Origin of the sequence: Belnapia mucosa (assembly GCF_016775475.1) — a bacterium.
GTDB lineage: Bacteria > Pseudomonadota > Alphaproteobacteria > Acetobacterales > Acetobacteraceae > Belnapia > Belnapia mucosa.
Window position 1 is genome coordinate 112,495 of the sequence record NZ_JAEUXJ010000009.1, and the last position, 25,520, is coordinate 138,014.

Genomic DNA, 25,520 nt, shown 5'->3' on the forward strand with positions numbered 1-25,520 from the left:
ATCCTGTGAGCACCGGGGGATATCCCGCCCCTGGCTGCTCCGGGACCATGCGATGCAGGATCGTCAGGACGGGCGCCTCCATGCCGCCGGACCCTTGGCCGGCACCGCCACCATCGACCGTCCGGCCGGGCTTCGCAGCCATGAGGAATTGCAGGCCGAGAATGCCGGGCTGGTGCCCTGGTGCGGGCCGGCGACCCTCGCCCTCGCTTCCGGCCTGCCCTATCTGGCGGCCAGCACCATGCTCCGCGGCATCGCGCCCAGCTGGTATCCCGGCAGCGGCCCGGTGGTGACGGCCTATTGGCGGGACATCCTCGCGGCGCTCGAGCAGCTCGGCGTGGCGCATGCGCCGGTGGAGGTGCCGGAGCGCCGGCCCAGCCTGCTCGGCCTGGTGCGCGACGGGCTGCCGGCGGGGTGGTACCTGACGCGGATCACCGACCATTTCCTGCTGCTGAACAACCAGGGCTTCGGCCTGGCGACGCTGCATGACAACCGCCACACCGCCGCGGTGCTGACGGCGAAGACCCATGGCCGCCGGCGGGTGACCCACCTTGCCCGCCTGCCCGAGGGGCCGCGGCGCCGGTTCGGCTAGCCTCCGTCCAGCACCCGCATCAGCGCCGCGATCGCCTCCGGCCGCAGCCGTCCGATCTCCTGCGCCAGCCGGTTGGCCAGCGCCGTCGCCTCCGGGCTCAGCCCGGAGGTATCCACCACCACCCTGGGGTGGGAGATGCGGGCGAGCCGCGCCATCTCCTCGGCATCGTCCCAGATCAGGCCGAAATACTCGTTCACCTGATGGATCAGCCCCGGCGAGGGCCGGCCGCGATGCCCATGCTCCAGCGCCGAGAGATAGGCCGGCGAGACATGCAGCGCCGCCGCGAGCGCCGCCTGGCTGACCCCATGCGCCTCCCGCAGGGCCCGCAGGCGGAGGCCGAAGGGAGTCACCCCCGCCGCCGCAGCAGCAGGTGGACGGCGCCCGGATTGCTGGCATGCGGATGCGCCGCGCCGAGCACCAGCGGCCGCAGCTCCGCCGCGTTCAGCCAGAAGGGCAGCTCCCGCCGCAGCACGCCGCCCTCGGTGGAGGAGCCTTTGCCGGTGACGATGGCGACGCAGCGCAGCCCATCCGCCTGGGCCTGGACCAGGAAGCGGCGGACATCCGCATGCGCCTCCTGCGCCCGCCTGCCATGCAGGTCGAGCACCCGTTCCGGCCGGGTCTTGCCGCGGCGCAGCGCCCGCCAGCGCCGGGCATCGATCCCGGGCGGCGGGGCGCCGACCTGCAATTCCGGCGTGGCCCGCGCCGGGGCGGGCCGTGGCGGTGCCGGGCTGGTGGCCGGCGCCGGGGGCGCGGCGCCAGGGGAGGAAGGCTGGGGCAGGGGCGGCAGCGCCTTGCCCGGCATCGGCGCCACCTGCGCCAGGTTGGTATAGACCTGCCAGAGCCGCCGATCCGCCTCGCTCAGGATGCGTCGGCGCAGCATCAGTCGCCCGGCGCGGCCGGCCCCCCAGGCACCGCGACCGGCGGCGGCGCCTCCACATCGGCCATCGGCAGCGCCGCCGGGTCGTCATCGATCAGGATCACATGCAGCCGCCGCGGCCCATGCGCGCCGAGCTCCAGCGTCTGCTCGATATCGGCGCTGCGGGAGGGGCCGGTGACGAACATGATGTTGCGCGGCATGAAGCCACCCGAGACGGCATCCCGGCTCTCGCCGCGCAGCCGGTCCCAGACCTCCTCATAGGCGCCGGCGATGCGGCTGGCGCGCAGCACCACCACCTCGGTCTCGACCAGCAGGTTCAGCGTGGTCGGCCGCTCGGGCGCCGAGGGCAGGACCAGGGTCCCGGTCTCCGCCACGCCGGCGAAGCCGTGCTGCACGCTCACTTGGTCGGTCGCCTGGGCCCGGCGCTGCTCGAAGCCGAGCAGCGGCCGCTCCGCCCAGGGGATGGCGGAAAGCTCGGGATGCGGCGCCATGACGACGCGCGCCGGCAGGTTCTGCGCCGAGAGATAGTCGGCCAGCGCCGCCGGCACCGCCTCCGGCGCCGGCACGCGTTCCACCGTGCCGAATTCCTTCTCGACATTGCGGATGAAGAGCGCGACCTGCTCTGGCCGTGGCAGGCGGGACCGGGCCGGAATCAGGTGGCGCGGATGCGTCGCCAGCCGCCCGCCGAGCATCGCCTGCTGGTCGGCCGGCAGCTCCCCGCGCCGCAGCCCGCGGCGGATCGCGCCGAGGATCGCGTCCTTGGTCATCGGCCGCGCTGCCCCCGCGCATAGCGCGCCATGAAGGTGCCGCCCGGCTCCGGTGCCGGCAGATCGCGCCCGCGCGTCCAGCCCTCGGCCAGCGGCAGGCTGCGGAAGGCCCCCTTGCCACGCCCGATCAGGCCGAGCGCCGCCATCGCCGCCCGCGTCGCCAGCCGGTAGGCCGAGGGCCGCCGCGCGAACCAGGCCCAGAGACCGAGATTGGTCCGCTGCGCCGCCGGCGTCAGATGCCGCTCGAACTCCCGCTCGCGCCAGTGGCGCATCATCTTCGGCAGCGGGATCTTCACCGGGCAGACGCTCTCGCAGCGGCCGCAGAAGGTGGAGGCATTGGGGAGGAGCCCGGTCTTCTCGATCCCGACCAGGGAAGGCGTCAGGACCGAGCCCATCGGGCCGGGATAGACCCAGCCATAGGCATGCCCGCCGACCGCGCCATAGACCGGGCAGTGGTTCATGCAGGCGGCGCAGCGGATGCAGCGCAGCATCTCCTGGAACTCGGTGCCGATCATGTTGGACCGGCCATTGTCGATCAGGACGACATGATATTCCTCCGGCCCGTCGAGGTCGGCGGGGCGGCGGGCGCCGGTGGAGAAGGTGGTGTAGACCGAGAAATCCTGGCCGGTGGCCGAACGCGCCAGCAGCCGCAGCAGGCTGGTGCAGTCCTCGAGCGTGGGGACGACCTTCTCGATGCTGGCGAGCGCGATATGGACCCGCGGCAGGGTCTGGGTCAGGTCGCCATTGCCCTCATTCGTGACGATGACGCTGCTGCCGGTCTCGGCGATCAGGAAATTGGCGCCCGTGATGCCGACATCGGCCTGGAGGAATTTCTCCCGCAGCTTGGTCCGCGCCTCGGCCAGGATGTCGCGCCGTTCGGCGAAGACGCGGTCGGCCGGCAGGTCGGTGTGCAGCCGGCGGAAATCCGCCTCCCAATCCTCCCGGTTCAGGTGGAAGGCGGGGGCGATGATATGGCTCGGATGCTCCTGCCGGAGCTGGAGGATGTATTCGCCGAGATCGGTCTCCACCGGGCGGATGCCATGCGCTTCCAGATGCGCATTGATCCCGAGTTCCTCGGAGATCATCGACTTGCCCTTGGTGACGGTCCGCGCCCCGGCCTTGCGGCAGATCTCCAGCACCGCGGCCCGGGCATCATCGGCCGAAGAGCACCAGTGCACCTGCCCGCCGGCCGCCTTCACCTTGGCCTCATAGGCCTCCAGGTAGAAGTCGAGATGGGCGAGGGTGTGGTTCTTGATGTCGCGCCCGATCTCCCGCAGCCGTTCGAATTCCGGAAGGTTGGCGACGGCCTGGGCGCGGCGCTGGAGGAAGGCGCCCTTGGCAGTGCCGAGCGCCTTCTGCAGGCCGGGATCGGCCAGGGCGCGGGCGGCATTCTCCTTGAAGGCAGGCGAGGTGATGGCGACCACGGGGAGGCTCCTGAAGTCCCCCTCATATAGCGTGGCGGGGTGGCGGGGTCAGGGGGCCTTGGCCGCTTCCCGCACCACGGCGCGGGCGGCCGGGATCACCTCCTCCACCGCGTCGCGCATCTCCTCCCGCGCCTCGGCCAGCGCCTCCTCTCCCTGCTCCTCCAGCGCGATCAGGCTGTTATGCGCCCCGCGCGTCGCCCGGATCAGCTCGTCGAGCTTCACCTGGATCGCCTGGGTGTCGCGGTTCTGGGCATGCTGGATGAGGAAGACCATCAGGAAGGTGACGATGGTCGTGCCGGTGTTGATGACCAGCTGCCAGGTGTCGGAATAGTCGAAGAGGGGGCCCGTCACCGCCCAGGCCAGCACCACGATGCAGGCGAGGATGAAGGCCCAGGACCGGCCTGCCTGGCAGGAGGCCCATTGCGCGGCGCGGGAGAACCAGCGGGACATGCAAGGCCAACGCGGCGAGGCGGCGGTCGTTGCATGACCGTCCGCTTACAGTGCCGCCATGGCCCCCCGCGCTGGCCTGGTCCATGCTCCTCCGCAAGAACCAGGGAGGACCGAGAATGGACCAAGCCATGCAAGCTCTGCCCGCCCGCGTGGCAGCCAGCGACCTCGCCCGCTGGGGCCGGCAGTTGGAAGCGGAATTGCTGCTCGAGATCGGTGACCGCGCCTGGCTGCTGAGCATCCATGACGGCCAGATCCTGGCGGTGCGGCCCGGCCCCTTCCCCATGCCCCGCTTCACCCTGGCGCTGCGGATCGGGGCGGAGGGGTTCGAGCGCTTCCTCTCCCCCACCCCCCTGCCCGGCTGGCATGACCTGCTGGCGCTGCGCCGCCAGGGCGCCCTGCGGATCGAGGGCGACACCATCCGCTTCTTCGCCCACCTGATGTGGTTCAAGGGGCTCTTCGCCCTGCTCGCCGGCCGCGCCGCCCCCGCCCCCGAACCGGCCACCCCCTATGGTGCCGTCACGGTGGAGCCGATCACGGGGCGCTATTTCCGGATGGATATCGAGGGCCGGCCGCATCGCGTCTATGTCGAGGAAGCCGGCGAGGGCATCCCGCTGCTGCTGCTGCACACCGCCGGCAGCGACGGGCGGCAATGGCGGGACCTGCTGAACGATGCCGACCTCACCCGCCGCTTCCGCTGCATCGCCTTCGACATGCCGCGCCACGGCAAGTCGAGCCCGCCACAGGGCTGGCAGCGGGAGGAGTACCGGCTGACCACCGCCGGCTATACCGGCCTCGTCCTCCGGATGGCCGAGGCGCTCGGCCTCGACCGGCCGATCGTCATGGGCTGCTCCATCGGCGGGCGGATCGTGCTGGACCTGGCGGCGGAGCATCCCGGCCGGTGGCGCGGCGTCATCGGCCTGCAGGGCAGCGCCTTCACCGGCAGCTATTACGACCTCTCGGTGCTGCACCATCCGCAGATCCATGGCGGGGAGGTCTGCGGCGCCCTGGTCTCCGGCCTGGTCGGGCCCTCGGCGCCCGAGCCAGCGCGATGGGAGACACTGTGGCACTATATGCAGGGCGGCCCCGGCATCTTCCGCGGCGACCTGCATTTCTACGCCGAGGAGGGCGACCTGCGCCCGAAGCTGGCGCGGATCGACACCACCCGCTGCCCCGTCGCCCTGCTGACCGGAGAGTTCGACTATTCCTGCCGGCCGGAGGACAGCCGCGCCACCGCCGCCGCCATCCCCGGCGCGACGCTGGAGATCATGCCCGGCATCGGCCATTTCCCGATGAGCGAGAACTGGCCGGGGCTGAAGCCGCATCTGCTGCCGGTGCTGGAGCGGATGGCTACTGCACCGTGATCCGCGCCTCCCGCACCACCCGGCCCCAACGCTCCGTCTCGGCGGCCAGCAGCGCGGCCAGCGCCTCCGGCGTGCCCGCCGCCGGCTCGGCCCCAAGGGGAGCCATTCTCTGCCGCACCGCCGGTAGGTCGAGCGCGGCCCCGACCACCGCATTCAGCCGCGCCACCACCGGCGCCGGCGTCCCCGCCGGCACCAGCAGCGCATTCCAGGATGTGACGCCGTAGTCCGGCATCCCGGCCTCGGCCGCGGTCGGCACCGCAGGCAGCAGCGCATTGCGCCGCGCGCCGGTTGTCGCCAATGCCCTGAGCCGCCCCGCCTGCACATGGCCGATCGAGGAGGGGAGCTGGTCGAACATCGCCTGCACAGTGCCGGCGACGAGATCCGCGACGGCCGGCCCGCTGCCGCGATAGGGGATGTGCAGGATCTCCACCCCCGCCTGCATCCGGAACAGCTCCCCGAACAGATGCGTCGTCGCCCCGGTCCCGGCCGAGGCATAGGCGAGCTGCCTCGGCCGCGCCCGCAGCAGGGCGATGAAGTCGGGCAGCGTTGCGGCCGGGATGCCGGGATGCACCACCACCGCATGGTCGGTGCTGAAGACCTGGCTGATGGGCGCGAAGTCCCGCCGCGGGTCGAAGGGCAGGCTGGGATAGAGATGCGGGTTGACCGTCAGCGCCCCCGGTGCGCCGAGCAGCAGGGTCTGCCCATCCGGTGCCGCCCGCGCCGCCAGTTCCGCGCCGAGATTGCCGCCGGCGCCCGGCCGGTTGTCCACCACCACCGGCTGGCCCAGCGCCTCGGCCATCGGCTCCGCCAGGATGCGGGCGACGAGGTCCGAGGCGCCGCCCGGCGCAAAGGGAACAATCAGGCGGAGCGGCCGGTCCGGGAAGCGCTGCGCCCGGGCGAGCACCGGCGCGGCGAGGCCGCCCAGCAGCAGGCCGCGCCGCCCGCCTAGCATGCCGAGGCGTGCCGTTCCTTGGCCAGCCGCAGCACCTGATCGGGATCCTCGGCCCACCAGCGCCTGGAGAGGATCTCCACCTCGCAGGGCCCGGCATAGCCGGCGGCCTCCGCCATGGCGCGGATGCCGGGGATGTCGATGACGCCGTCGCCCATCATGCCGCGATCGAAGACCAGATCGCTCGTCGGCACCAGCCAGTCGCAGACATGGAAGGCAGCGATCCGCCCGCGGGCGCGGGCCACCTGCCGCGCCAGCTCCGGGTCCCACCAGACATGATAGACATCGAGCGCGATGCCGACGCCTTCGCCGAATTCCTCGGCGAGGTCGAGCGCCTGGCCGAGCGTGCTCAGCACGCTGCGATCGGCGCAGGTCATCGGGTGCAGCGGCTCCAGCGCGATCGTCACGCCCGCCGCCCGCGCCGCCGGCAGCACCGCGGCCAGCCCGTCATGGAACATCGCCCGCGCGGCGGGCAGATCCTTCGAGCCGGGCGGCAGCCCGCCGCCCAGCACCACCAGGCAGGCGGCGCCCAGCGCATGCGCCTCCTCGATGGCGCGGAGATTGTCCTCGATCGCCGTCTGCCGCCCGGCCGCATCAGCGGCGGGGAACATCCCGCCGCGGCAGAGGCCGGAGACGAACAAGCCGGCCTCGCGGATGCGCCGCGCCGCGGCGGCGAGGCCCATCTCGGCGACCTTGTCCCGCCAGGGCGAGAGGCCGGGGATGCCGTGCCGCGCGCAGCCCTCGATGCATTGCGCGAGGTTCCAGCGGTCCCGCACCGTGACGGTGTTGAGGGAGAGGGGGCCCGGCTTGCTCATGCGATGCCGTGCACGGCCAGCAGCCCGCGCATCCGCGTCACCGCCATCTCCGGGTCGCGCAGCAGGCCGGCGGCATCGGCCAGCCGGAACAGCTCGGCGAAGTGGCCGATGCTGCGGGCCGATTGCTGGCCGCCGACCATGGTGAAATGGTCCTGATGCCCGTTCAGCCAGGCCATGAAGACCACGCCCGTCTTGTAGAAGCGGGTCGGCGCCCGGAAGATGTGCCGGCTGAGCGGCACGGTCGGCGCCAGGATGCCGTGGAAGCCCTTGAGGTCCCCGGCCGAAAGCGCCGCCAGCGCCCCGCCCACCGCCGGCGCGATCGGGTCGAAGATGCCGAGCAGCGCATCGGAATGGCCCTCGGCATCGCCCGCGATCAGCTCGGCATAGTTGAAGTCGTCGCCGGTGTACATCCGCACGCCCTTCGGCAGGCGGCGGCGCATGGCAATCTCCTTCTCCTTGTCGAGAAGGCTGATCTTCACGCCATCCACCTTGTCGGCATGGGCGGCGATGACCGCCAGCGCCGTCTCCATCGCCCGATAGTGGTCGCCCGCGCCCCAATAGCCTTCCAGCGCCGGGTCGAACATCTCGCCCAGCCAGTGGATGATCACCGGCTCCCGCAGCTGCGACAGGATGCGGCCATAGACCCGTTCGTAATCGGCCGGGCCGCGCGCCGCCTTGGACAGCGCGCGGGAGGCCATGAGGATGATGCGGCCGCCCATCGCCTCGATGGCTTCGCACTGTTCCTCATAGGCGCGGATCACGTCATCCACCGTGACATCCGGCCCCGGCGCGAGGTGGTCGGTCCCCGCCCCGCTCGCCATCACCGCGCCGGGGACGTCCCGCATGGCATCCAGGCTGCGCCGGATCAGCTCCTGCGCGCCGGCCCAGTCGAGCCCCATGCCGCGCTGCGCCGTATCCATCGCCTCGGCGACGCCAAGGCCGAGCGCCCAGAGATGCCGGCGGAAGGCGATGGTGCGGTCCCAGTCCACCTTTGCATCCAGCCAGGGATCCTGCTCGGCGCGCGGATCGGCGACGACATGCGCCGCGGCGAGGGCGATGCGCGGAAAGGGCGGCGTCGCGCGCGGGAAGCTGCGCGGCGGGCTGAGCGTGAACCGCTCGATTGCGCGGCCGTTCGGCAGGTCGATGCTGGTCATGGTCCTATACCTCCAGCGTGGGCAGGTCGATCCAGCGGCGCTCGCGCCAGCTCTGGAGCCCCGCTTCGGCCAGTTGCACGCCCTTGGCGCCGGCCGAGAGATCCCAGGGGAAGCTCGCCGTCTCGCCCGCCATGTACCGCAGGAACATCTCCCACTGGGCGCGGAAGCCGTTGGGGTAGTCCTGGGTGTTCGGCACTTCCTGCCAGCCCGCGAAGAAGTCGATCGGCTGCGGGATGTCGGGGTTCCAGACCGGCTTCGGCGTGTTCACCCGGCTCTGCGTCCAGCATTTCTGCAGGCCAGCGACGGCGCTGCCATGGGTGCCATCCACCTGGAAGGTGGCGAGGTCGTCGCGCCGGACGCGCGTCACCCAGCTGCTGTTGATATGCGCAATGATGCCGCCGCGCAGCTGGAAGGTGGCATAGGCGGCATCGTCCACATCGGCCTTGTAGGGCTTGCCGTCCTCGCCGATCCGCTCCGGAATATGCGTCGCGCCGAGGCAGGAGACCGCCTCGACCTCGCCGAAGAGATTGTCGAGCACGTAGCGCCAGTGGCAGAGCATATCGAGGATGATGCCGCCGCCCTCGGCCGCCTTGTAGTTCCAGCTCGGCCGCTGCGCCGGCTGCAGGTCGCCTTCGAAGACCCAGTAGCCGAACTCGCCCTTCACGCTGCAGATGCGGCCGAGGAAGCCGCTGTCGATCACCATCTTCAGCTTGCGCAGCCCGGGCAGGAAGAGCTTGTCCTGCACCACGCCATGCTTGATGCCGGCCTGCTTCGCCAGCCGCGCCACGCGCAGCGCGTCTTCCAGGTTGTCGGCGGTCGGCTTCTCCACATAGATGTGCTTGCCCGAGGCGATGGCGCGCTCGATCAGCCCGGCGCGCAGCTGCGTCGTCGCGGCATCGAAGAACAGCTCATCCTTCGGATCGGCGAGGCAGGCAGCGAGGTCGGTCGAGACCCGCGTGACGCCATGGGCGCGCGCCAGTGCCTCCAGCTTCTCCCGGTTGCGGCCGACCAGGACCGGGTCGGGCACCAGCCGGTCGCCATTCGCCAGCCGCACCCCGCCATCGGCGCGGATGGCGGCGATGGAGCGGATGAGGTGCTGGTTCGTCCCCATCCGGCCGGTGACGCCGTTCATGATGATGCCGATGCGGCGTTCCGCCATCTCCCGAACCCTCCCTGGACCGTCAGGTAACCATCCGGTTACCCCATGCTGGAGTCAAGGCCGCAGATAGCCGAGCACGACCTCCACCGCATGTGCCTCCCGCGCCGCCAGCGCCGCCTCGCTCTCCAGCCCGGCGCCGAGCACGGTCGAGAGAGTATGGATATTGGCGACGAAGAAATGCCCGAGCGCCACGATGGTGACATAGAGCTGCATCGGATCGACATCGCGCCGGAAGATCCCCGCCTCCGCCCCGCGCGCCAGCACCGTGCTGATCTGTTCCAGCAGCGGCGAATACAGGGCCGGCACCTGGGCCGACCGCCGCAGATAGGCGGCGCGGTGGATATTCTCCTGGTTCAGCAGCGCGACGAATTCGGGGTGGGCCGCGGTGTAGCGCAGGTTGAATTCCACCAGCCGCCGCATCGCCTCGGGCGGCGGCAGCGCCTCCACCCGCAGCGCCCGCTCCTCGGCCCGCTTGACGGCATAGGCGCCTTCCAGCACCACCAGCCAGAGGTCTTCCTTGCTGCCGAAATGGGCGTAGAGCATCCGCTTGTTGGCGCCCGCCCGCAGCGCGATCTCATCGACCCGTGCCCCGGCCAGCCCCTTCTCAGCGAATTCCACCAGCGCCGCGTCGAGGATGCGCTGCCGCGTCGCCGCGGCACGGGGCGAGAGGGCGGTCTCGGCCTCCGCCATCAGTCGAAATCCATGATGATCTCCGGCAGGCTGCCGAAGCAGGCGGTGACCCGCGCGCCGCGCGGGGGGGCCAGCATGCCGGTGGCGGTGCCGGTGCTGACCCATTCCCCAGCCCGCAGATGGGTGCCGGCGCGCGGCAGCCGGTTCGCCAGCCAGACCAGCGACCGCAGCGGGTCGCCCATCACCTCCGCCCCGCTGCCATGCCGGCGCGGGGTGCCGTCCACCGCCACCACCACGGGCATGGCGGCCAGGCCGTCGCGCCAGTCGGGGATGGCCGGTCCCAGCACATAGCGGCCATTGCCGCTGCCATCGGCCAGGATCGCGGTGAAGGGCGGCAGGGCGGCGGTGGGGAAGCGGCATTCCGCCACCTCCACCCCGGCATGCACGGCATCGACCGCCGCCGCGACCTCCGCCTCGGTCCAGGGCGTGGCGCGGGGCGGCAGGTCCCTGGCGAGGCGGAAGAAGAATTCCGCCTCGACGATCGGGTCCAGCAGCGCCGCATGGTCCAGCCGCACCGGGCTGGCGAGCAGGGGGCCGAAGCTGCGGCCGAAGATCGGCTCCGGCATGCGGAGCCGGGCGCGCATCACGTCATTGGTGCCGGCGACTTTCCAACCGAGCGGCGCCCAGCCGAGCCGCGCCGCCACCTCGGCCGCCACGGCATAGGCGGCATCGGCATCGGTCGGCACCAGATGCGGCGGCAGGGCGGCGACCTGCCGCCCGTCCCGCCGCGCCGCCAGCAGCAGATCGGCCAGCATCATGGCGCCAGCGCCCGAGCCAGCAGCGCATCCGGCACGGCGGCATCCGTATCCTCCAGCGGGTCGCGCGGCAGCACCCGGTGCGCCAGCACCAGCCGGGCGAGGGCCAGCCGGTCGGGATCGCCGAGCCGCTCCGCTTCCCAGGCCATCGCCGCCGCCGAGGTCAGGTGATAGAGCGCGCTCGCCGCCTGCCGCGCGAGGGCCGGGTTCTCCTGCGCGCGTGCCGCCAGGGCAGCGGCACGGTCGAAGGCCGGCAGCGCCTCCGGCAGGGCCGCGCCATTGCCGAGCAGCCCATGCACATGCGCCCGCAGCACCGGCAGCGAGCCTTCGCGCTGCGCCGCCCGCAGCACGTCGAGGGCGACGATATTGCTCGTCCCCTCCCAGATGCTGCCGAGATGGGAGTCGCGCAGCAGCCGCGCATCCGGCCATTCCTCGATATAGCCGCAGCCGCCACGCACCTCCATCGCATCGCCCGTGACGCGGCGGGCGTCGCGGCAGGCGCGGAATTTCAGCAGCGGCGTCAGGATGCGCAGCAGGGCATAGGCGCCCGCCTCCCCGGCATCGCTGCGCCGCAGCGCCTCGGCCGCCTGGAAGACCATGCTGCGCGCCTGCTCCATCGGCAGGACCAGCTTCATCAGCTGGCGGCGCATCAGCGGCATCTCGATCAGCGTCCGGCCGAAGGCGATGCGATGGCGGGCGACGAAGACCGCCTCGGTCACCGCGCGCCGCATCAGCCCCGCCGCCCGCATCCCGTTCGAGAGGCGGGAGGCATTGACCATATCGGCCATCTGCTTGAAGCCCGCCTCCGGCTCGCCGACCAGGAAGGCCGTCGCCCCTTCCAGCCGGATCTCGCCCGAGGCCATGGAACGGGTGCCGAGCTTGTCCTTCAGACGCACGATCCGATAGGCGTTGGGCGAGCCATCCGGCCTCTCCCGCGGCAGGAGGAAGAGCGAGACGCCCCGGAGCCCCGCCGGCCCGCCGCGACGCCGCGCCAGCACCAGCGCCATCCCTGCATCGGCATTGCTGCAGAACCACTTGTCGCCGGTCAGCGCCCAGGTTCCATCTGCCTGCGGCTCGGCCAGCACTGCGGTTGCCGCGATGTCGGAGCCGGCGCCCTGCTCGGTCATGAACATCGCGCCCTGGCGCAGCGCATCGAGATCGGTCGCGGTCAGCCCCGGCAGGTAGCGCGCCACCAGCGCCGGGTCGCCGAAGCGGCGGAGCGTCCGGGCCAGCGCATCGGTCATCGAGAGCGGGCAGCACAGGCCGAATTCCGCCTGCACGAAGAGATAGCTCAGCGCATACTTGGCCGCCGGCGGCATCGGCGCCGGCCAGCCCAGCACGCCGGGCCGGTGCGACATGGCGGCCAGCCCGAACTCGGCGAAGGCCACCCGTTCCAGCTCGCGGTACGCCGGGTGGTAGTCGATCCGCTGCGCATCCTCGCCGCGGCGGTTGCGGTGCAGCAGCTCGGGCGGATTGCGGTCCGCCTCGCCGGCCAGGACATCCAGCCGCCCGCCGGCCAGCGCCCCCATCCGGTCCAGATGCGGCGCCAGATGCGCCAGCAGGTCGGACGGCAGATAGAGGCCGAGCAGCGGCGCCAGCCACGGATCGGCACGGAAGAGGTTCAGCCCATGGCTGTCGGGCACGGCCTCGGCCCCGCTCGGGGGCGGCGTGAAGGGCAAGCTGTCCATGCACACAGCATGCCGCGTCCCGGCCCCGTCATGCTAGGCTTCCCGGCGGGAGAAGAACACGCCAGGGAGGGCCTGCATCATGTCCATCGCCGCCGTGATCCGCGAGAAGGGCCGCAATGTCGTCTCCGTCTCGCCCGAGGCCGGAATCGCCGAGATCGCCTCCGTCATCGCCTCCCGCCGGATCGGCGCGTTGGTGGTGCTGGCCGACCACGGCGGGCTGGTCGGCATCGTCAGCGAACGCGACGTGGTGAAGGCCCTGGCCCGCCACGGCGTCCGGGCGCTGGAGCAGACCGCGAGCGACCTGATGACCCGCCAGGTGACGACGGTGACCATGCAGACCTCCGTCGACCAGGCGATGGAGATCATGGATGCCGGCTATTTCCGCCACCTGCCGGTGATGGACGGGACCGAGCTGGCCGGGATCGTCAGCATCCGCGACCTGGTGAAACACAAGATCCGGGTTCAGCAGCGGGCGCTGAGGGCGCAGCCCGATCCGGGCTGAGGAGCGGGGAGGGCTGGACCTCGGCGGGGGCGGTGGGCAGGATCGCGCCGCAACCAGGGGGAAGGAACCGCCATGACCGATCGCTGGCAGCCGAGCGAACGCTACCCGGACCCGTCCATTGTCGCCCTCGACCCCGCCTTCAAGAAATACCACCTCGCCCTCTCGGCGGTGGAGCGGCTCTGGACCGGGTCCCGCTGGGGCGAGGGGCCGGTCTGGCTCGGCGATATGCGCTGCCTGCTCTGGTCCGACATCCCGAACAACCGCGTCCTGAAGTGGGACGAAGCGACAGGCACGGTGAGCGAGTGGCAGAAGCCCTCCAACAATGCCAATGGCCATACCCGCGACCGCGAGGGCCGCATCATCGCCTGCGAGCATGCCGGGCGGCGCGTGGTGCGCTTCGAATATGACGGCAGCACGACCGTGCTGGCCGACAGCTACCAGGGCAAGCGGCTCAACAGCCCCAACGACGTGGTGGTGAAGTCCGATGGATCGGTCTGGTTCACCGATCCGCCCTTCGGCACCTATGCCTTCTATGAGGGCATCAAGATCCAGGCCGAGCTGCCGCATACCAACGTCTACCGCGTGGACGGCCAGACCGGCGCCATCACCTGCGTCGCCGACGACATCGACCACCCGAACGGCCTGGCCTTCAGCCCCGATGAAAGCCTGCTCTACATCATCGAGAGCCGCAGCTCGCCGCGCAACATCCTGGCCTATGACGTGGACGGCGCGACGCTGCGCAAACGCCGCACCTTCATCGCCTGCGCGCCGGACGAGACGCCGGACGGCTTCCGTGTCGATATCGATGGCAATCTCTGGTGCGGCTGGGGGATGACGCCGCAGCTCGACGGCGTCCGCGTCTTCAGCAGCGCAGGCGTCCCGATCGGCCATATCCACCTGCCGGAACGCTGCGCCAATCTCTGCTTCGGCGGGCGGCACCGGAACCGGCTCTTCATGTCCGCCGCGCAGTCGCTCTTCTCGCTCTATGTCAACACGCAAGGGGTGGCTGGCGGCTAGCACTCCCGCCCCTCGCCCTCGGGCCAGCCATCCGGGTCCCGCAGCATATGCACCGGGACCTGGAGGCAGAGGCTCTGCGCCGGCAGCACGTCCCGCCAGTCGGAGATGAGCTTCCGGTAGGCGAGGCCAACCTTCCTGACCTTGCGGTCGAGGTCATAGAGGCCGAGCGGGTTCTGCCGGCCGTTCCTCTCGCGCAGCGCCGTGTCCCAATCCACCTGATCGATCAATGAGAACCAGGTGAAGCCCACCACCGGCACGCCGTCGTTCCTGACGCGCAGCACATTGGCCCATTGCTTCCAGAGCCATTGCACCGCCTCGTCCCCACGCGGGCCTTCCTGCAGGTTGGTCTCGGTATGCATCACCGGCATCCGGTAGCGGTCGTAATACTGCCGGGTGATGGTGGCATAGCCGAAGACCTCGCCCGAGGCGCGGGTCCGACCGTCGGGCGAGACCAGATGCTCGTTCGTCACGTAGTAGTCGTTGCCCATGATGCACCAGCGCTTCAGCCGATGGCTCATGAAGAAGCGGTATTCCTCCCGCGTCATGCCGTTGTCGAGCAGGTAGTCATACATCTCCGAGGAGACGCGGATGCCGTAGTTGAGGTCGAGGGAGAGGAAGCGCTCGGCATTCATCACCTCGGCCGGGCCGATCGCGGCGGGGCTGTCGGCGTGGTAGTATTCCGAGCTCTCGCTCTGGATGAAGAGCGCATCCGGCCGCACCTCGAGGATCGCCTCCATCGCCAGGACATTGGCGCGGACGATGTGCTTGAGCGCGGTGACGAAGCCGCGGTCGCTCCGCAACTGCTCGTTCCACCAGCCATAGCGGGCGGAGAAGATGGCGGTGATGTACATCTCGTTGACGGGGGTGTAGAGCTGCACCCAGGGGAAGCGCTCGGCGAAGGCCCGCGCATACTCCGCGAAGGCGGCGGGGAAGTCGGGGTTCTGGAAATCCCCCAGCCAGTCCGGCAGGCCGAAATGGCAGAGATCGACGATGGGCACGATCTTCAGCCGCCGCATCTCCGCGAAGACCTGGTCGGCATAGTCCCAGTCATGCCGGCCGGGGCCGAGCAGGGTGCGGTGAATGGGCGGGCCGATGCGGAGGAAGCCGCAGCCCGTCTCCGCCACCAGGGCGAGGTCTTCCTTCCACCGCGCATAGTGGCCGCATTCCTCCATCTGGTCGCGGCGGACGCGCCCACCCTCGATGGTCGGGTTGCTGTTCTCAATGCCGGTGGCGAACATGAAATAGGTCATGCGGGAACCCTCACCATGAGGGAGAGCAGCCGGAAGGAGGCGGTCTTGCCATGGCCGTCGAGGTTGAGGCTGCCGTTGACCCCGCCTTCCAGCACGTCGTCGATGACGAAGTTGAAGGCCTGCAGCAGCGGCAGGTCATAGCGCGTGCAGCGGGTCGCGCCGCGATGGGCGAAGAGCTCCAGCACCCGCGCCTCCGTCACCTGCTCGGCCAGCAGCGCGTAATGCGCCGGGTCGTAGGGGATGAGGGAGATGTTGGCGCGGTTGCCCTTGTCCCCGGCCCGGGCATGGGCGATGGCGTGCAGGGGGACGTCCTTCATCGCGCTCATGCCGCCATCTCCTCGGCGGTGCGGAGGGTGAAGCGGGTCGGCACCCTCTCGCGCAGGACCAGGTAACTCCGCGTCAGGATGCGGGGCGTGACGCGCCAGCGGGCGCCCCCCGTCCCGGCCGTGCCGCAGCAGAGCAGCGCCAGCACCTCCCGCGCCGCCTGGTCCACCGCGTCGCGGTCGGCGCCTTCGGCGGCGAGGCGGATGCGGAGCTCGGGCGGCTCGGGTCCCTCATAGCCGCGCCAGAGCGTGCCCGCATCGCTGTCGAGCACGCTGGCGAGGCCGATGAGGTCGAGCCGGGCGCGCACCGGCAGGCCGCGCATCTCGAGCCGGCGGTGCAGCACGTCGGCGGTGGCGCGGGCGCGGGCCAGGGCATTGGGGCCGGCGACCGAGACCTCCCCCTCGCCGAGCCAGCTTCCCTCGAAGCAGGCGGTGACCTTCAGCGTCTCCGGCCGCGGATGGCCGCGCAAGCCGTGCACCGCCACGCGGTCGGGGCCGAGCTGTTCGAGGTGGCAGCCGGTGATGTCGAGCACCACATCGGGCGTGATGTAGCGGGCGGGGTCGTGCAGCTCGTACAGCAGCTGCTCCTTCACCGTGCGGAAATCGACCAGGCCGCCGGTATCCGCGGGCTTGGTGATGACGAGGCCGCCTTCCGCCGTCACCTCGGCGATGGGGAAGCCGATATTGGCGGGGTCGGGGATGTCCTTGAAGCCTGGGTCCCAGAAGACGCCGCCGGTGACCTGGCTGCCGCATTCGAGGAGATGGCCGCAGGCGGCGCCGATCGCCAGCCGCTCCCAATCATCCGCCGCCCAGCCGAAATGGTTCATGAGCGGCGCGATGGCGAGCGCGGGGTCCGAGGTGCGGCCGGCCACCACCACATCGGCGCCGGCGGCGAGCGCGGCGGCCAGCGGCTCCGCCCCGATATAGGCATTGGCGGCGACCAGCCGGGCATGGCGCATATCGAGGCTGCCATCGGCCTCATGCACCGGCAGCTGGTCGAGGGCGATCTGGCCCATGACGTCATCGCCCTCGACCACCGCGATGCGGAGGTTGGGCAGGCCGAGGCGCCGCGCCAGGCGGGCGATGAGGCGCGCCGCGGCGGGCGGGTTGGCGGCGCCGAAATTGCCGAGGATCGGGATGCGATGCCGGTGGCAGTCGGCGAGGATGGGTTCCAGCAGCCGCTCCAGCATCGGCTCATAGCCCGCCTCGGGGTCGCGGCGGCGTTCGAGCTGGGCGAGGGCGACGGTGCGTTCGCCCAGCGTCTCGAAGAAGAGGGCGGCGGGGAGGCCGCTGGCGACGAGGCTGCGGACGACGGGGATGGGGGCATCCACCCGGTCGCCGGAAAAGCCGCTGCCGTTGCCGACAAGGAATGTCACCCGGTGTCCTCCCATCCTGTTGCCCCGGAAGATGGGGCCTGGGGGCGGGTCCGGCCAGCGGGGATCACGCGGGCATTCCCCACGACACCGCTGCGCGGTGCCGCGGGGGCCCCGGAGACGCCCTGCGGCCGGCGGGGTCGCAAGCCTGCCGCGGCAAAGCCGCGTCAGGGCCCGGAAGGGAAATGGGGCGCCGCATCACGCCGGTTCCATCCAGCGTGGGATGCGGGCGCGGCCGCCGGCGATGCGGTGCATCGCCTTGAGCAGGCGGAAGAGGCGTGCGGGCGGGAACCAGAGGCGCTTCAGCATGGAGTCGGCGAAGGCCAGATGGATGGGACGGTAGATTTCGGACAAATCCGGATCGGGGAGGTATTGCGAGGGCGCGGGCAGGGCGGAGAAGAGCTTCAGGCGCCTCGCCAGCACGATCGAGCGCAGGCTCCCCATGATGCGGATGGCGCGACGGAAGGCGCAGCAGAGGCGGTGGGCGAGGCTGGCCAGCGCCTCGCGCTTGAGGGCGAGTTCGACCAGCAGCCGGGCCCAGAGCCCCTGCTTGGCCCAGCGACGGTAGCTCCGGCTGACGGTATCCGGCTTGCCGAACTCCTCCGGCAGCAGGCGCCAGGGGGCGCGTCCACCGCGGTGCTTGGTGGTGGCCCAGCGGAAGATGGCATCCAGGCGCTCGCGTGGGGTGCAGTCGAGCGGCCGGCCCCGGTCGTGCAGGCCGCAGCCCATGCTGGCGAGCACCGGCTCCAGCGCGGCCCATTCGCTGTCGGTCATCGGCGCCCAGGGCCGGGGCGGCGTCAGTCCGGTGATCGGGTCGAGGCAGAGCCGGCGCAGCAGGTCGTGCCGGACCACGAAGTCCTTGGGAATGATGCCGGCGGGGATGGGGTCGGCGCGTCGGCGCCTGCGGCGGCGGAGGAGCATGGGGGCGGGCTCCGGTTGCGGGAACAGAACATAACAAGAACTCACCGACAAGGCAAGTCCTGCGCCCGCAGCGGCACGCTTGCGCCCGGACCACTGGTTCGACCCGCAGCGGATTGTCCGCCGGCGCAGGCGCGCCTCGCCCAGGGCGAGGCGGCAAGGCAACCCGCGCCCGCCTGGCGCTGCTCGTTACCATTGATCTTATACCGACTGGTCGGTATAAGGCCCCATGCCATCCGAAACCCAGCCGAACCGACCCATGGCGGCAGCCCGGCGAAAGCTGCTGGATGCCGCGGTCATGCTGATCCGGTCGAAGGGCTACGCGGCGACGACCGTTGACGACCTCTGCGCCAAGGCCGGCGTCGCCAAGGGATCCTTCTTCCATCACTTCAAGGATAAGGAAGCGCTCGCGACCGCGGCGGCGGCATACTGGTCGGACACAACCGGCGCATTCTTCGAGGCCGCGCCCTATCACCGGCACGCCGATCCGCTCGACCGGGTGCTCGGCTATGTCGATTTTCGCGCGGCCATCCTGCAGGGGAGCGTGCCGGAATTCACCTGCCTCGTCGGCACGATGGTGCAGGAAACCCATGACACCCACCCGCGCATCCGCGCGGCCTGCGAGGCCAGCATCGGCGGCCACGCGGCAACACTCGAAGCCGATATCGACGCTGCGATGGAGCGCCATGGCATCCGCGCCGACTGGTCGGCGCGAAGCCTCGCCCTGCATACCCAGGCCGTGTTGCAGGGCGCATTCATCCTGGCGAAGGCGACGGGTGATGCCGCCATTGCCGCGGACAGCGTCGCCCATCTGCGCCGCTACATCGAACTCCTGTTCCGCCTTCCCTGCACTCCGGAGAGGTCCCATGCAGATCACGGTTGAAACGCGTGTCGGCGCACCGATCACCGAAGTCTGGCGTGCCTATACGACACCCGCGGATATCATCCGCTGGAACGCGGCATCGGATGACTGGCACACCACGCAGGCCTCGGTCGATCTGCGTCCGGGCGGTGCCTTCTCGTCGCGGATGGAGGCGAAGGATGGCAGCATGGGCTTCGACTTCGCCGGGACCTACACGAAGGTCCTTCCCCAGGAACTGATCGAATACGCCTTCGGCGACCGCAAGGCGCGGGTGGAGTTCATGCAGGCGCCCGAGGGCGTCACGCTGCGCGTGACCTTCGACGCCGAAACGACGCACACGGAAGACCAGCAGCGGGCTGGCTGGCAGGCGATCCTCGATAATTTCGCCCGGCATGTGGAGCGGTCGCGGCAGGCCGGCTGAGGCCGGCGCAAAGGGCTGGACGATCCCCTTTCAAGCGAGGAGGAAACGCAATGGCGAAGAACACGATCTGCCTCTGGTACGACCGCGACGCGGAGGCAGCGGCGCGCTTCTATGCCGGGACCTTCCCCGATAGCCGGGTCGGGGCCGTGCACCGCGCCCCCAGCGACTACCCGTCCGGCAAGGCGGGCGATGTGCTGACGGTGGAATTCACCGTCGCCGGCATCCCCTGCCTCGGCCTGAACGGCGGTCCCGCCTTCCGCCACAGCGAAGCCTTCTCCTTCCAGATCGCCACCGAGGATCAGGCGGAGACGGACCGCTACTGGGATGCCATCGTCGGAAATGGCGGGCAGGAAAGCGCCTGCGGCTGGTGCAAGGACCGCTGGGGGCTTTCCTGGCAGATCACGCCGCGCGTCCTGACCGATGCGCTGGCGGCCGGCGGTGACGAAGCGAAGCGTGCCTTCGACGCGATGATGGGCATGCGGAAGATCGACGTCGCCGCGATCGAGGCCGCACGCCGCGGCTGACCCCCGCATCCCGGATGCGCCACCCCCCGAACTCGCGTTGTCCAGAGGCCCTCCGGCCTCTGGCGGGGAGGCTTGGAGGGGCAGCGCCCCTCCAACACCACTCTCGACAAGCCCTGCCCCGGCCGCTTTAGGTGCGCCGGACACGCCGCAGGAGCCGCCCCATGCCCGTCATCAACCGCATCGCCGATTTCGCCGCCGAGATGACCGCCTGGCGGCAGGATTTCCACCGCCATCCGGAGCTCGGCTTCGAGGAGCGGCGGACCAGCGATGTCGTGGCGGCGAAGCTGGCCGAATGGGGGATCGAGGTGCATCGCGGCCTCGCCACCACCGGCCTCGTGGGCGTGCTGCGGAATGGCAGCGGGCCGAGCATCGGCCTCCGGGCCGATATGGACTGCCTGGCGATGCAGGAGGAGACCGGCCTGCCGCATGCCTCGGAGACGCCGGGGCGGATGCATGCCTGCGGGCATGACGGGCATACCGCGACGCTGCTCGGCGCCGCCAAATACCTCGCGGAGACGCGGAATTTCACCGGCACGGTGAACTTCATCTTCCAGCCGGCCGAAGAAGGCGGCGGCGGCGGCCGGGTGATGGTGGAGGAGGGGCTGTTCGACCGCTTCCCCTGCGATTCCGTCTACGGCATCCATAACGCGCCGGACCTGCCGCTCGGCGAATGCTCGGCAGTGGCGGGGCCGATCATGGCGGCCTCCGACGGGATCGCCATCACGGTGCGGGGCTATGGCGGGCATGCGGCGAAGCCGCATCTGGCGATCGACCCGGTGATGGTGGGCGCGCAGATCCTGGTCGGGCTGCAGGCGGTGGTGGCGCGGCGGATCGACCCGCTGAAGAATGCGGTGCTCAGCATCACGCAATTCCATGCCGGCAGCGCCGGCAATGTCATCCCCGAAGTGGCGGAGCTGCGCGGCACGGTGCGCACCCTGCTGCCCGAGGTGCGCGACCAGATGGAGCGGCTGATCGCCCAGGTCGCCGAGAACACCGCCCGCGCCCAGGATGCCGAGGCGGTGGTGACCTATACCCGCCGCTACCCGCCGACGGTGAACCATGCCGCCGAGACCGACCGCGCCGCGGCGGCCGCCGCCCGCGTCCTGGGCGAGGCCCGGGTGCATCGCGACCTGCCGCCGGTGATGGGCGGCGAGGATTTCTCCTTCATGCTGCTGGAACGGCCGGGCGCCTTCCTCTTCATGGGGCAGAAGGGCGCCGATGGCCGGGGCGGCGTGCCGGTCCACCATCCGCGCTACGACTTCAACGACGACCTGCTGCCGATCGGCGCCAGCTATTTCGCCGCGCTGGTCGAGCAGGAGCTGCCGCGGGGGTAGGGGCACCCGCCCCTTGACAGGCGGAGTGACGATATCGGACTAGGCTGCTGACAATAACGTGGCCTCGTTCGAGGTACCGCCCGGAACCTTCATGCATAAGCTGAACTCTCTATGGGAGGGGGTATCGAACCCCCCCTTCGTCCCGCCGCAGGCGAAGCCCGGGGTGATGCCGGCCGGAGCCTCAGGACGCGAACCGGGACCCGTCGCATGAGCTCCGACTTCGCCGCGCGCCGGTGCCCGCAGGTCCGGGCCCGCGCGCCGCTGCGCCTCGGCCTCGCCGGCGGCGGCACCGATGTCTCCCCCTATGCCGAGCTGCATGGCGGGGCGGTGATGAATGCGACCATTGATCGATACATCTATGCCTCCCTCGGCCTGACCGAGGATGGGAGGGTGGAGGTCGAGAGCCATGATCTCGGCCGTCACCAGCGCCTGCCCTGCGGGGAGGCGCTGCCGATCGACGGCACGCTCGACCTGCACAAGGCCATCTACAACCGCGTCACGCGCGACTTCCTCGGCGGCCGCGCCGTGTCGATGCGCATCTCGACCTTCTCCGAGGCGCCGGCGGGATCGGGGCTCGGCTCCTCCTCCACGCTGGTCGTGGCGGTGCTCCAGGCGATGACGGAGCTGTTCGGCCTGCCGCTCGGCGAATACGACCTGGCGCAGCTGGCCTACCGGATCGAGCGCGAGGATCTGCGCCTGGCGGGCGGGCGGCAGGACCAGTATGCGGCGGCCTTCGGCGGCTTCAACTTCATGGAATTCCACGGCCGCGACAACGTCATCGTCAATCCGCTGCGCATCAAGCGCGAGGTGATCAGCGAGCTGGAGGCGCAGACCATCCTCTGCTTCACCGGCGTCAGCCGCGAAAGCGCGACCATCATCGCCGAGCAGTCGCGCAATGTGGAACAGGGTGCCAGCCGCTCGATCCAGGCGATGCATGCGCTGAAGGACTCCGCGGTGGCGATGAAGCAGGCGCTGCTGAAGGGCGACCTGGCGGAGGTCTCGCGCACGCTGGATGCGGGCTGGTCCAGCAAGCGCGACATGGCCAGCGGCATCAGCAATCCCCAGATCGAGGATGCGCTGCAGGCGGCGCGCGGGGCCGGCGCCACCGCCGGCAAGGTCTCGGGCGCGGGGGGCGGCGGCTTCATCATGTTCCTTGCCCCGCTGGAACGCCGGCGCGCCGTCATGGCGGCGCTGAACGAACGCGGCTACAGGACCGAAACGGTGCGCTACACGGCGGAAGGAGCGACGGCATGGCGGAGATGAGTGAGGTCCAGGCGGCCGTCCGCGTGACGGCGCGGCTGCTGGACGCGGTCGCGGCCGATGAGGCGCTGTGCGAGGCCGCCGCCGCCGCCGCGCGCGCCTGCATCGCCGCGCTGCGGGCGGGGCGGAAGATCCTGATCTGCGGCAATGGCGGCAGCGCGGCCGATGCGCAGCACTGGGCGGGCGAGCTCGTCTCCCGCTTCCATTACGACCGTCCCGGCCTGCCGGCGATCGCGCTGACCACGGACAGCTCGATCCTCACCGCGATCGGCAACGACTACGGCTATGACCGGGTCTTCGCCCGGCAGGTGGAGGCGCTGGGCGTCGCGGGCGATGCGCTGCTGGCGATCTCGACCTCCGGCAACTCGCCCAATGTCGTCGCCGCGCTGCAAGCGGCGCGGGAGCGGGGCCTCGCCACCATCGGCTTCACCGGCCAGGCCGGCGGACGCATGGCGGAGCTCTGCGACATCTGCATCCGCATCCCCTCCGACAGCACGCCGCGCATCCAGGAAGGGCATGAGGTTCTTGGCCACACGATCTGCGCCATGATCGAGGCCGCGATCTTCCCCCGCCCGCCTGCATGATCCCGGCCGAGGCGATCGTGCTGGCCGGCGGGCTCGGGACGCGCCTGCGCGCCGTGGTGCGCGACGTGCCGAAGCCGCTCGCCCCGGTCGCCGGCCGGCCTTTCCTCGCCTGGCTGCTGGATGGGCTGGCGCGGCAGGGCGTGGCGCGCACCATCCTTGCCACCGGCTATCTCGGCGATCTGGTGCAGGATGCGCTGGGCACGACCCATGCCGGCATGGCGCTGGCCTATGTGCGGGAGGAAGCGCCGCTCGGCACCGGCGGCGCGCTCTACAACGCGCTGCGCCTGGCGGAGGGGGAGCGCGTTTTCGTCCTGAACGGCGATACCTGGCTCGGCGCGCCGCTCGCGCCGCTGGCGGAGGAGGCGCCGGGGGCCGATCTCGTCCTCGCCGTCCGGCCGGTGCCGGACCGCGCCCGCTACGGCACGGTGCGGGTCGAGGGCAACCGCATCCTCGGCCTCGAGGAGAAGGGTCCCTCCGGCCCGGGGCTGGTGAATGCCGGCCTCTACCTCGCCCGCCGCGACCTGCCGGAGCGCCGCCCCATGCCGGCCTCCTTCAGCCTGGAGACCGAGGTGCTGGCGCGGCCCGGGGGGCTCGACCTCCGCGCGCACCGGACGGAGGCGGAGTTCCTCGATATCGGGACGCCGGAGGATTTCGCCCGCGCGCAGGCGCTGATTCCCGCCTGGGCGGCGGCATGAGCGGGCGGCCCGCCCTCTTCCTCGACCGCGACGGCGTCATCAACCACGATGCCGGCTATACCCACCGCATCGCGGATTTCGCCTTCCGTGACGGCATCTTCGATCTCTGCTCCGCGGCGCAGGCGCGCGGCATGGCGCTGGTGGTGGTGACCAACCAGGCCGGCATCGGCCGCGGCCTCTACACCGAGGCGGATTTCGGGGTGCTGACGGAGTGGATGCTCGCCCGCTTCGCCGAGCGGGGCATCGCCATCACGGGCGTCGAGCATTGCCCGCACCACCCGGCCGCGGGCATTGGCGCCTATCGCCGCGACTGCCCGCGCCGCAAGCCGGGGCCGGGGATGATCCTCGATGCCAGCGCGGCGCATGGGCTCGATCCAGCGCGATCGGTCATGGTGGGGGACAAGGCCTCCGACATGCAGGCGGCGCAGGCGGCGGGCATCGGCACGCGCATCCTGCTGACCGATGCGCCGGAGGAAGCGGCGGCCGCACCGCCCGGCACGCTGGTGCTGCCGGACGGCGCGCTGCGGGAGGCGGCGGCGATCGTCGCGGCGCTGCCGATGGAGCTGCGGGACAGGCGGGAGGACCAAGACGATGCCCGATCCTGAACCTTGCACGGTTTGCGGCAAGGGCGCCTTGCAGCCGCTGCGCGAGATCGACGGCATCGGCTATCTGCGCTGCACCGCCTGCGGCTCGATCCTCGCCGAGCGCGGCTTCCTCGAACGCAGCATGGCGGGGGAAGCCCGCATCTATGACGAGGATTACTGGGCCGAGGAGCTGAAGGCGGCGCGCGAGCGCGGCCATGGCGCATCGCTGATCCGCCTGGCGGAGGTGTTCTATTATGCCAGGCGGCCGGTGCGCCGCTTCCTCGATGTCAGCTGCGGCGCCGGGACGCTGCTGGACAGCGCCACGGAGCTGCTGCCCGAGATCGCCGATACCTTCTGGGGGATCGAGCCCTTCCCGCCGCCGGCCGAATACCGCGCGCGCCACCCGAACTACCGGATCGGCTTCCTCCGCGACCTCGACGGCACATTCGACGGCGGCACCTGCATCGAGGTGATCGAGCACCTGGCGCCGCCCGTGCTGCGCGGGATGCTGGCGGAACTCGCCGCGGTTTCGGCGCCGGATGCGCTCTGGTATTTCAACTCCGCCCAGCCGGATTTCGTGCTGCGGGACGATCCCGGCTACCTCGATCCCTACAAGCGCGGCCATATCGCCAGCTACTCCGTCGAGGGGCTGCGGCCGGTCTTTGCCGAGGCGGGCTTCACCCTGCATGCCCTGCCCGGGCGCGACTGGGCTTTCCTCGCGGAATATGCCCGGCGGCCGCCGCCTGAGGACAAGGCGGCTTTGTTCCATAGGCTATGGACCATGCTTCCGGAGAACCGCGCCTTGCTGGACTCGGCGCGCTTCGGCCACCTGCTGCTCGCCGCCGGGCTGGAGGGCGCGCGCTGCTATATCGAGGCGGAGGTGGCGAGCTGGGCGGTGGGTGAATTGCGGCATTGCGAAGCAGGTCAGCATAACCAGCAGGAACGCCGAAGGCAGGCGGAGACCCAGCTTGCGGCCGTGCTGTCGAGCACATCCTGGAGGATGACGATGCCGCTGAGGCATGCGGTGCGGTTTGGGAAAAGCCTGTTGCACCGGAGTTAGCGAAGCAGCCGAAAGCTGATATTGTGCCGCCGCCGGACTTGAATGCCGACATGACCGGGAGAAACGACCACGGACGCTGGACCGAGGCGAATTTCCAGGCTCGTCTGCCTTACCAAACGGGGCAGCGTCATTGTC

Annotated in this window: 29 protein-coding genes; 13 read left to right on the forward strand and 16 right to left on the reverse strand. The window is 70.8% G+C overall.

Annotated features, from left to right (window positions below; all coding sequences use genetic code 11):
- Positions 1-52: 52 nt before the first annotated feature.
- A complete protein-coding gene (locus JMJ55_RS19735) occupies positions 53-589 on the forward strand; it encodes a hypothetical protein (protein WP_202827314.1) in 537 nt (178 codons plus the stop codon).
- On the opposite strand, the gene JMJ55_RS19740 is transcribed toward JMJ55_RS19735, so the two are convergent.
- Genes JMJ55_RS19740 through JMJ55_RS19760 form a run of 5 tightly spaced genes read right to left on the reverse strand, consistent with a single transcriptional unit; the run spans position 586 to position 4,107 of the window.
- Entirely contained in the window at positions 586-939 is a 354-nt protein-coding gene (locus tag JMJ55_RS19740) for a helix-turn-helix domain-containing protein (protein WP_202827315.1), read from the reverse strand. The genes JMJ55_RS19735 and JMJ55_RS19740 overlap by 4 nt on opposite strands.
- Complete coding sequence (locus tag JMJ55_RS19745) at positions 936-1,469, reverse strand: Smr/MutS family protein (RefSeq protein ID WP_202827316.1); 534 nt, start codon at positions 1,467-1,469, stop codon at positions 936-938. The genes JMJ55_RS19740 and JMJ55_RS19745 overlap by 4 nt, the downstream gene beginning before the upstream one ends.
- A complete protein-coding gene (locus JMJ55_RS19750; protein ID WP_202827317.1) occupies positions 1,469-2,233 on the reverse strand; it encodes a LutC/YkgG family protein in 765 nt (254 codons plus the stop codon). The genes JMJ55_RS19745 and JMJ55_RS19750 overlap by 1 nt, the downstream gene beginning before the upstream one ends.
- Positions 2,230-3,657, reverse strand: a complete 1,428-nt coding sequence (locus JMJ55_RS19755) for a LutB/LldF family L-lactate oxidation iron-sulfur protein (RefSeq protein WP_202827318.1) — start codon at positions 3,655-3,657, stop codon at positions 2,230-2,232. The genes JMJ55_RS19750 and JMJ55_RS19755 overlap by 4 nt, the downstream gene beginning before the upstream one ends.
- 48 nt (positions 3,658-3,705) lie before the next feature.
- Positions 3,706-4,107 carry a low affinity iron permease family protein gene (locus JMJ55_RS19760; RefSeq protein ID WP_202827319.1) on the reverse strand — a complete coding sequence of 134 codons (402 nt, stop codon included), beginning with the start codon at positions 4,105-4,107 and terminating at the stop codon, positions 3,706-3,708.
- A gap of 116 nt (positions 4,108-4,223) precedes the next feature.
- Between JMJ55_RS19760 and JMJ55_RS19765 the strand changes: the two genes are divergently transcribed.
- The gene (locus JMJ55_RS19765; protein ID WP_202827320.1) at positions 4,224-5,468 is read left to right on the forward strand and encodes an alpha/beta fold hydrolase; all 1,245 of its coding nucleotides are present in this window, start codon (positions 4,224-4,226) and stop codon (positions 5,466-5,468) included.
- On the opposite strand, the gene JMJ55_RS19770 is transcribed toward JMJ55_RS19765, so the two are convergent.
- Genes JMJ55_RS19770 through JMJ55_RS19800 form a run of 7 tightly spaced genes read right to left on the reverse strand, consistent with a single transcriptional unit; the run spans position 5,455 to position 12,678 of the window.
- Complete coding sequence (locus JMJ55_RS19770; protein ID WP_202827321.1) at positions 5,455-6,420, reverse strand: Bug family tripartite tricarboxylate transporter substrate binding protein; 966 nt, start codon at positions 6,418-6,420, stop codon at positions 5,455-5,457. The two genes, JMJ55_RS19765 and JMJ55_RS19770, sit on opposite strands and share 14 nt — an antisense overlap.
- Positions 6,414-7,232, reverse strand: a complete 819-nt coding sequence (locus JMJ55_RS19775) for a sugar phosphate isomerase/epimerase family protein (RefSeq protein ID WP_202827322.1) — start codon at positions 7,230-7,232, stop codon at positions 6,414-6,416. Before JMJ55_RS19775 ends, JMJ55_RS19770 begins: the two co-directional genes overlap by 7 nt.
- A complete protein-coding gene (locus JMJ55_RS19780; RefSeq protein ID WP_202827323.1) occupies positions 7,229-8,386 on the reverse strand; it encodes a dihydrodipicolinate synthase family protein in 1,158 nt (385 codons plus the stop codon). The genes JMJ55_RS19775 and JMJ55_RS19780 overlap by 4 nt, the downstream gene beginning before the upstream one ends.
- A gap of 4 nt (positions 8,387-8,390) precedes the next feature.
- Positions 8,391-9,545: a Gfo/Idh/MocA family protein gene (locus JMJ55_RS19785; protein ID WP_202827324.1), complete on the reverse strand. Its 1,155-nt coding sequence runs from the start codon at positions 9,543-9,545 to the stop codon at positions 8,391-8,393.
- 54 nt (positions 9,546-9,599) lie between these two features.
- The gene (locus tag JMJ55_RS19790; RefSeq protein WP_202827325.1) at positions 9,600-10,235 is read right to left on the reverse strand and encodes a TetR/AcrR family transcriptional regulator; all 636 of its coding nucleotides are present in this window, start codon (positions 10,233-10,235) and stop codon (positions 9,600-9,602) included.
- Positions 10,235-10,993, reverse strand: coding sequence for a 2-keto-4-pentenoate hydratase (locus JMJ55_RS19795; protein WP_202827326.1), 759 nt, complete (start codon positions 10,991-10,993; stop codon positions 10,235-10,237). The genes JMJ55_RS19790 and JMJ55_RS19795 overlap by 1 nt, the downstream gene beginning before the upstream one ends.
- On the reverse strand, positions 10,990-12,678 hold the full coding sequence (locus JMJ55_RS19800; protein WP_202827327.1) for an acyl-CoA dehydrogenase family protein: 1,689 nt from the start codon (positions 12,676-12,678) through the stop codon (positions 10,990-10,992). Before JMJ55_RS19800 ends, JMJ55_RS19795 begins: the two co-directional genes overlap by 4 nt.
- Positions 12,679-12,757: 79 nt before the next feature.
- Between JMJ55_RS19800 and JMJ55_RS19805 the strand changes: the two genes are divergently transcribed.
- Both JMJ55_RS19805 and JMJ55_RS19810 read left to right on the forward strand, forming a co-directional pair.
- Positions 12,758-13,180 (forward strand): CBS domain-containing protein, encoded by a 423-nt coding sequence (locus JMJ55_RS19805; RefSeq protein ID WP_202827328.1) that lies wholly within the window; start codon positions 12,758-12,760, stop codon positions 13,178-13,180.
- Positions 13,181-13,252: 72 nt separating this feature from the next.
- Positions 13,253-14,197, forward strand: coding sequence for an SMP-30/gluconolactonase/LRE family protein (locus JMJ55_RS19810; RefSeq protein WP_202827329.1), 945 nt, complete (start codon positions 13,253-13,255; stop codon positions 14,195-14,197).
- Here JMJ55_RS19810 and JMJ55_RS19815 read toward each other — a convergent pair.
- From JMJ55_RS19815 to JMJ55_RS19830, 4 genes are all read right to left on the reverse strand, one after another.
- Positions 14,194-15,447 carry a family 1 glycosylhydrolase gene (locus tag JMJ55_RS19815; protein ID WP_202827330.1) on the reverse strand — a complete coding sequence of 418 codons (1,254 nt, stop codon included), beginning with the start codon at positions 15,445-15,447 and terminating at the stop codon, positions 14,194-14,196. The two genes, JMJ55_RS19810 and JMJ55_RS19815, sit on opposite strands and share 4 nt — an antisense overlap.
- Entirely contained in the window at positions 15,444-15,773 is a 330-nt protein-coding gene (locus JMJ55_RS19820) for an AtuA-related protein (protein ID WP_328702705.1), read from the reverse strand. The genes JMJ55_RS19815 and JMJ55_RS19820 overlap by 4 nt, the downstream gene beginning before the upstream one ends.
- A complete protein-coding gene (locus JMJ55_RS19825; RefSeq protein WP_328702706.1) occupies positions 15,770-17,146 on the reverse strand; it encodes an acyclic terpene utilization AtuA family protein in 1,377 nt (458 codons plus the stop codon). Before JMJ55_RS19825 ends, JMJ55_RS19820 begins: the two co-directional genes overlap by 4 nt.
- 195 nt (positions 17,147-17,341) lie before the next feature.
- Positions 17,342-18,064 (reverse strand): transposase, encoded by a 723-nt coding sequence (locus JMJ55_RS19830; RefSeq protein WP_328702707.1) that lies wholly within the window; start codon positions 18,062-18,064, stop codon positions 17,342-17,344.
- 226 nt (positions 18,065-18,290) lie between these two features.
- Between JMJ55_RS19830 and JMJ55_RS19835 the strand changes: the two genes are divergently transcribed.
- The 9 genes from JMJ55_RS19835 (at position 18,291) to JMJ55_RS19875 (ending at position 25,385) form a co-directional block, all read left to right on the forward strand.
- Positions 18,291-18,944, forward strand: coding sequence for a TetR/AcrR family transcriptional regulator (locus tag JMJ55_RS19835; RefSeq protein ID WP_202827332.1), 654 nt, complete (start codon positions 18,291-18,293; stop codon positions 18,942-18,944).
- Positions 18,928-19,344: an SRPBCC family protein gene (locus JMJ55_RS19840; RefSeq protein ID WP_202827333.1), complete on the forward strand. Its 417-nt coding sequence runs from the start codon at positions 18,928-18,930 to the stop codon at positions 19,342-19,344. Before JMJ55_RS19835 ends, JMJ55_RS19840 begins: the two co-directional genes overlap by 17 nt.
- Before the next feature lie 50 nt (positions 19,345-19,394).
- On the forward strand, positions 19,395-19,868 hold the full coding sequence (locus JMJ55_RS19845) for a VOC family protein (RefSeq protein WP_202827334.1): 474 nt from the start codon (positions 19,395-19,397) through the stop codon (positions 19,866-19,868).
- Positions 19,869-20,029: 161 nt separating this feature from the next.
- Positions 20,030-21,202: a M20 aminoacylase family protein gene (locus tag JMJ55_RS19850; protein WP_202827335.1), complete on the forward strand. Its 1,173-nt coding sequence runs from the start codon at positions 20,030-20,032 to the stop codon at positions 21,200-21,202.
- Positions 21,203-21,409: 207 nt separating this feature from the next.
- Positions 21,410-22,465 carry a GHMP family kinase ATP-binding protein gene (locus JMJ55_RS19855; RefSeq protein ID WP_202827336.1) on the forward strand — a complete coding sequence of 352 codons (1,056 nt, stop codon included), beginning with the start codon at positions 21,410-21,412 and terminating at the stop codon, positions 22,463-22,465.
- On the forward strand, positions 22,453-23,046 hold the full coding sequence (locus tag JMJ55_RS19860) for a D-sedoheptulose-7-phosphate isomerase (RefSeq protein WP_202827337.1): 594 nt from the start codon (positions 22,453-22,455) through the stop codon (positions 23,044-23,046). The genes JMJ55_RS19855 and JMJ55_RS19860 overlap by 13 nt, the downstream gene beginning before the upstream one ends.
- Positions 23,043-23,741, forward strand: coding sequence for a nucleotidyltransferase family protein (locus JMJ55_RS19865; protein ID WP_202827338.1), 699 nt, complete (start codon positions 23,043-23,045; stop codon positions 23,739-23,741). The genes JMJ55_RS19860 and JMJ55_RS19865 overlap by 4 nt, the downstream gene beginning before the upstream one ends.
- Positions 23,738-24,346, forward strand: a complete 609-nt coding sequence (locus JMJ55_RS19870; RefSeq protein ID WP_202827339.1) for a D-glycero-alpha-D-manno-heptose-1,7-bisphosphate 7-phosphatase — start codon at positions 23,738-23,740, stop codon at positions 24,344-24,346. The genes JMJ55_RS19865 and JMJ55_RS19870 overlap by 4 nt, the downstream gene beginning before the upstream one ends.
- The gene (locus JMJ55_RS19875; RefSeq protein WP_202827340.1) at positions 24,333-25,385 is read left to right on the forward strand and encodes a class I SAM-dependent methyltransferase; all 1,053 of its coding nucleotides are present in this window, start codon (positions 24,333-24,335) and stop codon (positions 25,383-25,385) included. Before JMJ55_RS19870 ends, JMJ55_RS19875 begins: the two co-directional genes overlap by 14 nt.
- Positions 25,386-25,520 lie beyond the last annotated feature (135 nt).